Source organism: Barnesiella sp. CU968 (assembly GCF_905219685.1).
GTDB classification, from domain to species: domain Bacteria; phylum Bacteroidota; class Bacteroidia; order Bacteroidales; family Muribaculaceae; genus Lepagella; species Lepagella muris_A.
This window is the reverse complement of sequence record NZ_CAJMXD010000083.1, coordinates 1-9,331: the sequence shown is the minus strand read 5'-3', so window position 1 is coordinate 9,331 and position 9,331 is coordinate 1. Positions and strand designations below refer to the sequence as shown.

Sequence of the window (9,331 nt, the reverse complement as noted above, 5' to 3'; positions counted from 1 at the left end):
GGGCACTTCTACAATTTTGAATTTCTTGAAATGAGTCTTGAACTTCATTTCTATCTGGAAAGCATACCCCTTGAACTTGATTCTGTCAAGGTTTATTTCTTCAAGCACACGCCGGCGATAACAAACGAATCCTGCCGTGGCATCGCGGAGTTTCATGCCCGTTATCATCCTAACGTAGACTGAGGCGAAATAAGACATAAGAACACGTCCCATGGGCCAGTTCACAACGTTCACCCCCGACACATATCGCGAGCCTATCGCCATATCGGCGCCATTGTCTTTGCAGGCATGATACAGTCTGGGAAGGTCATCCGGATTGTGTGAGAAATCGGCATCCATCTCAATCATATACTGATAGCCACGAGATAATGCCCATTTGAAACCATGTATGTATGCTGTGCCGAGTCCGAGTTTGCCGGTGCGACATTCCATATTTACCCTGCCGGGATATTGCTCTATCTTCTTTCTGACCGCATTCTGTGTGCCATCGGGCGATGCATCGTCAATCACGAGAATATCGAATCCATCGGGCAATGCAAGCACCGCGTCGATGATATTTGAGATATTCTCTATTTCGTTATATGTTGGAATAATTACAAGAACGTCGCTCATGTTTTAAAGGAAATTGTTCTTTGCAAAATTAATAAAATCATGCTATTCTCAAAAGAGAATTTTCATTTAAAACAGAGATATTTTCAATGCGCTTGTTTATATACAGTGCGGGATGATAGGATTCCTTGCTGTATCTCAGGCTTTCATCACCCATGTCTTCTTCACGGTTGAGGAAAATCACGTCAGGATGATTTTTATTTATCTCACGGCTCATGAAAGATGCAAGAGCCTGATACACCCCGCGATATGTTATGTCGCCCTTCTCTACATGGCAGAAAAACGTGTCTCCGATTTTCTCGCCGAAAGTGTATCCGATGATTTTGCCACCGATTTTCAGGACGATTCCTTCAAAGGGGTATGAATGGAAATCTTCAAGAACCCCTAATGTCTGACAGTTCTCATACAGACATAATTCAGAATCGTCATGCTCCGACATGAATTTCTTCGTAAAATCGGAAACCTCCCGCAGATTTGCTTCGGAAAGAGACTCTATTGAGAGATTATCGTAATTATTAATAAAATAGTTGAGGTGATTTCTCTTTTTTTCCATTTTCTTTCCCGAGAAATGCAGGAATCGTTCAATCGGATAGAGATATTCCCGGAGGCTCATATCAAAGGAATCTGTCGTTTCCTCATCAATACTCGTTTCAGACTCTAAGGGAATCAGCGCGCAGGAGTCGGGAGAGTTCCGGCAATCCTCACGTATAAGTCTCATCCATATTTCCTGAGGAAGGCATCCTGATGGTTGGTAATATATGTTTCTTCCGGCAATAGGATCGTATCCTTTGATAAACAGAGTGTCGCCGCAGACAGCATATCTGTAACCATAGAAATCCGACCACATCAGCGTGCCGCCTATCGAGAAATCGCACGAGCGGGATGGAAATCTTGTGAAATACTTCATTAATAACGGTATATCAGCTTTTGTGACAGGCTTGAAATCCAGCCTGTCATGATCTGTATCTATGTCCAAAGTGTTTTTCATCTGTAGTGGAATTTTTTTTAAGTTAAACACCGTGGCGGCAAAATAGGTTCTGTTTGCATTTTTTTTTGTATTTTTGCAATATATGTTTATCCGCAGTGCCGGATAGGTCATAAACGTTATATGATTTTTAGATGTTGAAAGTATTGAAATTTGGTGGCACATCTGTTGGTACTGTCGAAAGTCTCCGCAATGTGAAAGCCATAGTCGAAGGGCTTGAGATCCCTGCGATAGTGGTCGTTTCGGCACTTGGTGGCTTGACCGACAGGCTTATAGCTACTGCCAAATCAGCCTCGGAAGGTAAGGAGGACTATACGGATGAAATGAAAGTGATCCGTAAGCGTCATTATGATATAATATCCGCTTTGGTTCCGGAAGAGAGGAAAGCGGAGGTTCTTGCGAAAGTCGATGAATTGCTTGACCAGCTCGAAGAGCGTTACAAAGGGCTGACACTGATACGGCTTTTACCGGAACGCACTCTGGCTGAGGTCGTGAGTTTCGGAGAGCGGATGTCTTCAGTGATAGTAGCCGCAATGCTTGAAAATGCAATTCATCACAATTCACTTGATTTCATCAAGACAGAAAAGTGGTTCAACCGCAACATAGCTGACCGGGGATTGACGGAGAAATTGATAAAAGAAGAATTCGCGCTGCCGTTAGAGCGACATGCTGTTGCAGGCGGGTTTATTTCGACTGACCGCAACACCGGAGAAATCACGAACCTCGGCAGGGGGGGGAGTGATTACACCGCTGCTCTGATAGCCGCCGCTCTTGATGCCGATCTTCTGGAGATCTGGACAGATGTGGATGGTTTTCTGACTTCCGACCCAAGGATAATAAAAGAGGCGGCAATCATACCGAGCATGTCGTTTGTCGAAAGTATGGAATTATGTTCTTTCGGAGCCAAAGTCATCTATCCACCGACGATATATCCCGTGTTTCACAAGAATATACCTATAAAGATACTTAACACGTTCAATCCTACAGCACCGGGAACACTCATTTCTGACAACGCACCCGGAAAGGGGAAGGCGAGAGGTGTGTCATCGCTCAACAGCACATCAATGATATCCATGTCAGGTCCGTTGGCATCTAATGTTGCTGAGATAAACTCCCGTGCCTACAATGCGATGGCAAGGAACGGAATCAGTGTGTTTCTGGTCGCTCAGCCATCGGAAGAAAAAACATTCTCGATTGCTATGCCGCAGTCGGATGGTGAGAAAGCACTGGAGCAGCTGAAACTTGAGTTCTCTCCTGAAATTCAGTCGGGAGAGCTTCTTTCGATTGAAAAGACCGACNATCTGTCTGTCATTGCGGTTGTAGGCGAAGGCATAAAAACAGCAAAGGGACTCGGAGCGCGTATCGTCGAGACGCTGCGCGGTGCGGATGTCGATGTAAAAGCGATCTCGGAAGGTGCGTCAGACACGACTGTAGCCGTAGTGCTTGAGAGTGCTAAAGTTCGTGAGGGACTGAACCTTATCCATTCACTCTGTTTTGTATCTTGATATATTTATTAAAATCGTATGGTTATGGAAATAAAGAATATCAAATATGAGATAAGCAACGAGAATCCGCACAAATGTCCTGCGACAGATGTGCCGGAATATGCTTTTATAGGAAGATCCAATGTTGGCAAATCGTCTCTTATCAATATGCTCGGCAGAAGCAAAAGTCTTGCCAAAACCTCGCAGAAACCGGGAAAAACGTTGCTTATCAATCATTTCAAGGTTGATAACGGTGAATGGTATCTTGTTGACCTTCCCGGATACGGCTATGCAGCCAGAGGAAAAGAGCAGAGGGAGAAACTTTCAAAAATTATCAAAGGTTATATACTTGAGCGCGCGCAGCTGACATCCCTTTTTGTGCTAATTGACATCAGACATGAGCCACAGAAAGTCGACATTGAGTTTCTTGACTGGCTCGGGGATAATGGAGTTCCATTTTCGATCATATTCACAAAGGCAGACAAGCTCGGTCCTGTGGCTGGTCAGCGGAATGTGGAGGCATATAAAAAAGAGCTTCTGAAAAGATGGGAAGAACTGCCGCCTGTGTTTGTGACATCTTCCGAAAAGGGGACAGGACGGCAGGAGTTGCTTGATTATATATATTCAATAAATCAGGAAATAAGTAAAACGGAATAAAATTTCGGTATTATGTCTAACCTGTTAATGAACAAAGATCAGATTTTAAGAAGTAATGACAAAAAGGCGGAGCTGATACGTTTTATTGCAGTAGGCGGTTTTGCGACAGTGCTTCAATATGGGATGTACATAGTGTTTCTCATGGCTGTCGGAACAACAGCCGTTGTTTCCACACTGATCAGTTATGCGATAAGTTTCATTGCGAATTTCTTTCTTTCAAGCTATTTCACGTTCAGGAGCAATCCGAATGCGAAGAAGGGTCTTGCATTCACCCTGAGTCATCTTATAAATATGGGCATGCAGACCGGATTGGTTGCCATATTCAAAGGTGTCGTAGGTCCGACACTGGCGTTGTTGCCGGCATTGGCAATATGCGTGCCCGTGAATTTCATCCTTGTAAGATATGCGTTTACCGCTAAAATATTTCAAGGAAGTATAAAAAAGAAAAAAGTGTAATCTTTTTCTTTGAGTATCTTGTATAAATAGTTGAACATAGTTAAGTAAACCAAGTCAAAATATGGAAAAAGTGGCATTTGCAAGTGATCACGCAGGCTATGAACTTAAAGAAGTGATCAAGAAATATATGGAGGGAAAAGGGTATGAGGTCGTTGATTTCGGCACGGACAGTGAGGAATCATGCGATTATGCCGATTATGCCCATCCCGCCGCTTCCGCAGTGGAGAAAGGTGAATGTTCGTTCGGAATCGCCATGTGTGGTTCGGGCAACGGAATAGGGATGACGTTAAACAAGCACCAGGGCATTCGCGCCGCACTCGCCTGGATGGAAGATCTGGCAGATCTTGCCAAGCGTCATAACAATGCCAATTTTCTTGTCTTGCCAGCCCGATTCATATCGGAGTTTCTNGCAAAGAGTATAGTCGATGCGTATCTCGCTGCTCCATTTGAGGGTGGTCGTCATCAGCGCAGAATAGACAAAATGCCTCTGTGACATATGGATTGCAGCAATGTGTTTCGNATCTGTCTTAGCGGTCTGAGGTTTAATTCCCGGATAGGGGTTTATGATCAGGAGCGAAAGGTAGGAAACGAATATGTAGTTGATGTTACAGTAAGCTACGATGCCGCGTTATTCAAAGAGGAGGATTTGTCAACATCTGTTTCGTATGCCGACATATATGAAGAGATAAAAATGGAGATGCATAGAGAACGCAGATTGCTTGAGTCTGTAGCGTTGTCTATATCTCAAAGAATATCAGGTCGTTGGAGTTTTGTAGATGAAATAATTGTAAGGATTGTTAAGACAGCTCCTCCAATCAACGGCATTGTGGGTGATTGCGGAATAGAATATTTTTGGAAAAAAAGTTAAGAAATATTTGGCGGAATCATGAAAAAGTATTAATTTTGCAATCGCAAATCGGAAATAATCCGCACGCGGAANGGTTCGTTAGCTCAATTGAATAGAGCATCTGACTACGGATCAGAAGGTTGCAGGTTTGAATCCTGCACGAATCACAGAATGGCTCCTTAGCTCAATTGATTAGAGCATCTGACTACGGATCAGAAGGTTGCAGGTTTGAATCCTGCAGGAGTCACAAAAGGAGGTGTTATCACCTCCTTTTTTTATTGTTTACATCTCCTGTATGCCATAAGACTATTCAGATGGATTTTTCTCCGCTACGATACGTCTTCCCGGTGTGGTGTTGATGATGAGCGGTACAGTTTCGGCTGTCACCATACTTGTATCAAGACCGAAAGCTTCCTGATCGGTAATGCCGATGCGGCGAAGATACTGGTGCATTCGCATGATAAACGCTGCAGTGCGGGGACAACTGCTCGAAGGAGAGAAGATGCGTCGTATTATGATGAATCTGAAGTCTCCGGCAATTCCTCTTTCTCTCAGTGAGGTATAACCGCTCCTGAGATCTACTTTCCCCTCTTTTACAAGGTCCTCTATGACCTGTCTTAGATATACGTTTATCTTGGGTTGTACTCTGAAGCCAAGATACATGTCGATTCGGTATATAGTCTCCGGCACAATCACTTTTGCGGAATATTCAAGAGTTTCGGGTTCGTCAACATGTGTCACATGAACGAACCAGTAATGGTCTGCCCGTTTCGGCTGTTTGTTGATTATCGAATATATAACTTTACTTTCTATATTTTTGTCATCGGATGTCTGGACCAGATAAACGAGATTCGAAGCGAATTTCGGAATCTCATGGTCATTCTTTATGTCGACTATTATCTCTTTTGCCTTGCCTATGTCGTAATACTGGACATATGAGGTTCTAAGCCTTATCGCTTTGTTCCATATAATCATGACTGTAGCCACAATGCCGGCAATCAGGATGCTGAACCATCCGCCATGTGTGAATTTGAAAATATTGGCGATAAAGAATACACCCTCTATGATACCGAAGAAAATAATGAAAGCCGAACATATCACAATATTTACATTCAGGCTGTGCAGATAGAAGGTCAGGAGCACAGTCGTCATTAGCATGGTGATAGTTATCGCAAGACCATATGCCGCCTCCATGTGGCTTGAATCACGGAAAATAAGTACTGTCAGCAGACATCCCGCCAGCAGAGCCCAGTTGACAGCCGGAATATATAATTGTCCCTTTTCACGAGATGGGTACTTAATCTTGAGTTTGGGCCATAATACGAGGTTCATTGCTTCCGAGAAAATCGTGAACGACCCGCTCAGCAATGCCTGACTGGCAATAATGGCGGCACCTGTAGACATTATCACCCCGATAAAGGTAAACCATTCGGGCATAATTCCGTAGAACGGGTTGATTCCTGCGTCTTTTGGGGATGAAAGGAGCCATGCTCCCTGTCCGAGATAATTGAGAATCAGCATTATTTTTACGAATATCCAGCTGACGGATATATTCTTGCGCCCGCAATGTCCGAGATCGGAGTATAATGCTTCAGCTCCTGTCGTGCACAGGAATACCGCGCCAAGAATAAGAAACCATTCGGGGTTGGTGCACAATAACTTGATTGCCCACCAGGGGTTGAATGCCTTGAATATTCCCGGGCACAGGTGTATGTTGAGAGAACCTAATGTGCCAAGCATCAGAAACCATAATAACATGAACGGTCCGAAAAACTTGCCGATTTTACCGGTTCCCATCTGCTGCATTATGAAAATGAATAGAATGATCAATGTCACAATAGGGATTATAGGGACATGAGGCATTACGATTTCAAGACCTTCTATTGCGGAGGTGACGGTCACAGCCGGTGTTATTACACCGTCGGCAACCAGTGCGGCTGCACCGATGGCGGCTACTATCCATAGCTTCTTTCCGTATTTTTTTCTAAGCAATGCGAATAATGCGAGAATGCCGCCCTCTCCTTTATTGTCGGCTCTTAAGGCAAGCAATACGTATTTTATTGTAGTCTGCAATGTCAGAGTCCAGATAACGCAGGATACAGCTCCGATGATATATTCGGGAGAGTAGTCAGGTGTCACGCTCTCAATTGCCTTCATGACATAAAGGGGGGACGTGCCTATGTCTCCGAACACGATGCCCAGAGTCACAAGAAGTCCCGCCATGCTGAGGCGCTTTAACGAAGATTTGTCATTTATAGTCGAATTCATGTTTATATAACAATCAAAACAACCAAATTATTGCAAAATATTTTTTTAATCCGGCATGTGCCGTTTTCTGATATATTTTCGTATATTTGCGTTCGTATCTCCGTGATTCATCAAATTGTTCTTATAAACATATTTCCTTATTCCGGTTTTTCCCTATGCCTTATATGTCATATCGTTTTTCATTAATGTCCGCGATATTTCTTATTATATGCGTTATCCCCTTCACGGGAATATGCGCTGCGGATAACTCTGTCGAAGTGCGTGCCATACTGGCAGAAGCGTCTTCTGTTCTCGAAAGCGATCCCAAGAGGGCATCCGGACTTGCCAACAGAGCGTTGAAACTATGTGATACCGCTCATCCTGATTCTGCTACGATAGCGGCTACTGTAATGTATGGAGAGGCAGAGCAGCTTCTCGGCAATTTTGATCTCAGCATACACATTCTTTATGATGCGGAAGGTCTCATTAAAGATGGGGACACGCAATGGAAGGCAAGGCTATATAAGCTACAGGGGAGAGTTTTCAGCAAATTGGGTGATTATCAGAAATCCGCGGAACTCAATGACCGTGCCACTTCCATGTTCAGGGCATCTGGGGATTCTGCACTTGTGGCAGACTGTTACAATGAGCGCGGAGTCATGTTGCTCAATCTTCATGAATATGTGATTGCAGAGCATTTCTTCCGCAGGGCACTTGAAATAAACAGAAAGCTCAAGAATCTTAAAGGTATCGCAAAGAATCTCAACAGCATGTGTCTGTATTCCGGAGACTCCAATGAGAAACTCGGAATGATTGAAGAGGCGATAGCAATCAATAAACATCTCGGCAACAACTGGGCTCTTGGCGAAAATTTCAACAATAAGGGAAAACAGCTTTATTATGCCAGAAGACCGGATGATGCAAAAACTGCGCTTGCTCAGGCAAAAGTTTACATAGACAGTATCGAAGCCAAAGAACTTCTTTGTGACAATTATGAGTATCTTTCGATGGTATATGCGATGAAAGGGGATTACCGCAAGGCATACGAATATCTCGGAATGATGTCGGATCTTTCCACTCAATTGCAGAAAAACAATCGCCTCCGGGACACAGAACTTGATCTGTCGCGGAAAAAATTCGAAGACCAGAGGATTGCCATAGACAAGCAGGAGCAGGAATACAAGATAGAGTTGCTGACAAGAAACATCATTCTGCTTGTAACATTTATAGTTCTCTGTGCGGTGTGTCTTTTGCTTTATTATATCAAGAACCGCCATAAAAAGAATCTTCAGCTTATAGAAACCCGCCATAAACTTGAGATGTCGGCAAAGGAGGTTGATTCTCTTAAAGTGCGTCAACAGCAGCTTGAACTTGAGAACGCCCAGACCCTCCTTGAGTCAAACCGCAGGGAACTTACCGGATTCGCAGCTTTCCTCAAAAGTCGAAACGAGATAATGGATAAGATAAAGGAGATGATAAAGGAAGGTTATAAGATGGATTCCTCATTGATAGGGGCGCACCTTAAGAAAATAAATGCCTTTATCACGACTAACTGTACGAATGATAAAAACGGTACGACATTTCTGTTGAATGTAGAAGAGAGAAACAAAGACTTTCTGATGCGACTCATTGAAAAACACCCTTCGCTTACCAAGGGAGAACGCAATCTCGCATTGCTTATCAGAGGAAAATTGTCGACAAAAGAAATCTCTCTTCTGCTCGGTCTTGAGCCGCGTACTGTAAATATGAACCGCTATCGACTTAGAAAATCCTTGGCGCTGAATCAGGAATACAGCCTTGAAGAATATCTTAGAAACGTTTGAAAACGAGATGTCGCCGGATTTGTGTAAAATAGGTGCCCTGTATACATTGGTTTTTATATAAAGTCCTGATAATAAAAGGTGAACTAATTCTGATTGTAGACAAACATAACTGCTTGCTTTTAGAATTGTAGATAGTTTTTAGATTGAATTTTTTTCACTAGTGTCTCTTAAAAAGTGTTAATCAAATTCGAGGTCAAGAGTTGGATGGCAATTTGCTATTTGT

9 protein-coding genes and 2 tRNA genes are annotated in these 9,331 nt (G+C 43.4%); 8 read left to right on the top strand and 3 right to left on the bottom strand.

What is annotated here, in order from left to right; genetic code table 11:
- A partial coding sequence (locus tag JX312_RS05015) for a polyprenol monophosphomannose synthase (protein WP_204457256.1) occupies nt 1–612 on the bottom strand: 612 nt, incomplete at its 3' end.
- Nucleotides 613–649: 37 nt separating this feature from the next.
- On the bottom strand, nt 650–1,597 hold the full coding sequence (locus JX312_RS05010) for a DUF2156 domain-containing protein (RefSeq protein ID WP_204457255.1): 948 nt from the start codon (nt 1,595–1,597) through the stop codon (nt 650–652).
- A gap of 131 nt (nt 1,598–1,728) precedes the next feature.
- Here JX312_RS05010 and JX312_RS05005 point away from each other — a divergent pair, with 131 nt between their 5' ends.
- The 7 genes from JX312_RS05005 (at nt 1,729) to JX312_RS04975 (ending at nt 5,285) form a co-directional block, all read left to right on the top strand.
- Complete coding sequence (locus JX312_RS05005) at nt 1,729–3,099, top strand: aspartate kinase (protein ID WP_204457254.1); 1,371 nt, start codon at nt 1,729–1,731, stop codon at nt 3,097–3,099.
- A 24-nt stretch (nt 3,100–3,123) separates the two neighbouring features.
- Complete coding sequence (gene yihA, locus JX312_RS05000; RefSeq protein WP_123405887.1) at nt 3,124–3,735, top strand: ribosome biogenesis GTP-binding protein YihA/YsxC; 612 nt, start codon at nt 3,124–3,126, stop codon at nt 3,733–3,735.
- A gap of 12 nt (nt 3,736–3,747) precedes the next feature.
- Nucleotides 3,748–4,191 carry a GtrA family protein gene (locus JX312_RS04995; protein WP_124029683.1) on the top strand — a complete coding sequence of 148 codons (444 nt, stop codon included), beginning with the start codon at nt 3,748–3,750 and terminating at the stop codon, nt 4,189–4,191.
- Between the two features lie 61 nt (nt 4,192–4,252).
- Nucleotides 4,253–4,684, top strand: a complete 432-nt coding sequence (gene rpiB / locus JX312_RS04990; RefSeq protein ID WP_123405883.1) for a ribose 5-phosphate isomerase B — start codon at nt 4,253–4,255, stop codon at nt 4,682–4,684.
- 3 nt (nt 4,685–4,687) lie between these two features.
- The gene (gene folB, locus JX312_RS04985) at nt 4,688–5,059 is read left to right on the top strand and encodes a dihydroneopterin aldolase (RefSeq protein ID WP_123405880.1); all 372 of its coding nucleotides are present in this window, start codon (nt 4,688–4,690) and stop codon (nt 5,057–5,059) included.
- A gap of 72 nt (nt 5,060–5,131) precedes the next feature.
- Nucleotides 5,132–5,205 (top strand) — tRNA-Arg (locus JX312_RS04980).
- Nucleotides 5,206–5,211: 6 nt separating this feature from the next.
- Nucleotides 5,212–5,285 (top strand) — tRNA-Arg (locus JX312_RS04975).
- A gap of 59 nt (nt 5,286–5,344) precedes the next feature.
- On the opposite strand, the gene JX312_RS04970 is transcribed toward JX312_RS04975, so the two are convergent.
- Nucleotides 5,345–7,306 carry a KUP/HAK/KT family potassium transporter gene (locus JX312_RS04970; RefSeq protein ID WP_124029685.1) on the bottom strand — a complete coding sequence of 654 codons (1,962 nt, stop codon included), beginning with the start codon at nt 7,304–7,306 and terminating at the stop codon, nt 5,345–5,347.
- A 185-nt stretch (nt 7,307–7,491) separates the two neighbouring features.
- On the opposite strand from JX312_RS04970, the gene JX312_RS04965 reads away from it, so the two are divergent.
- Nucleotides 7,492–9,108 carry a tetratricopeptide repeat protein gene (locus tag JX312_RS04965; RefSeq protein ID WP_204457253.1) on the top strand — a complete coding sequence of 539 codons (1,617 nt, stop codon included), beginning with the start codon at nt 7,492–7,494 and terminating at the stop codon, nt 9,106–9,108.
- The last annotated feature ends 223 nt before the right edge of the window (nt 9,109–9,331 follow it).

Bases quoted from the DNA above. Each gene is read 5' to 3' on its own strand.
- JX312_RS05010 (WP_204457255.1), bottom strand. From the start codon at position 1,597: ATGAAAAACACTTTGGACATAGATACAGATCATGACAGGCTGGATTTC.
- yihA (WP_123405887.1), top strand. From the start codon at position 3,124: ATGGAAATAAAGAATATCAAATATGAGATAAGCAACGAGAATCCGCAC.
- JX312_RS04995 (WP_124029683.1), top strand. From the start codon at position 3,748: ATGTCTAACCTGTTAATGAACAAAGATCAGATTTTAAGAAGTAATGAC.
- JX312_RS04970 (WP_124029685.1), bottom strand. From the start codon at position 7,306: ATGAATTCGACTATAAATGACAAATCTTCGTTAAAGCGCCTCAGCATG.
- JX312_RS04965 (WP_204457253.1), top strand. From the start codon at position 7,492: ATGTCCGCGATATTTCTTATTATATGCGTTATCCCCTTCACGGGAATA.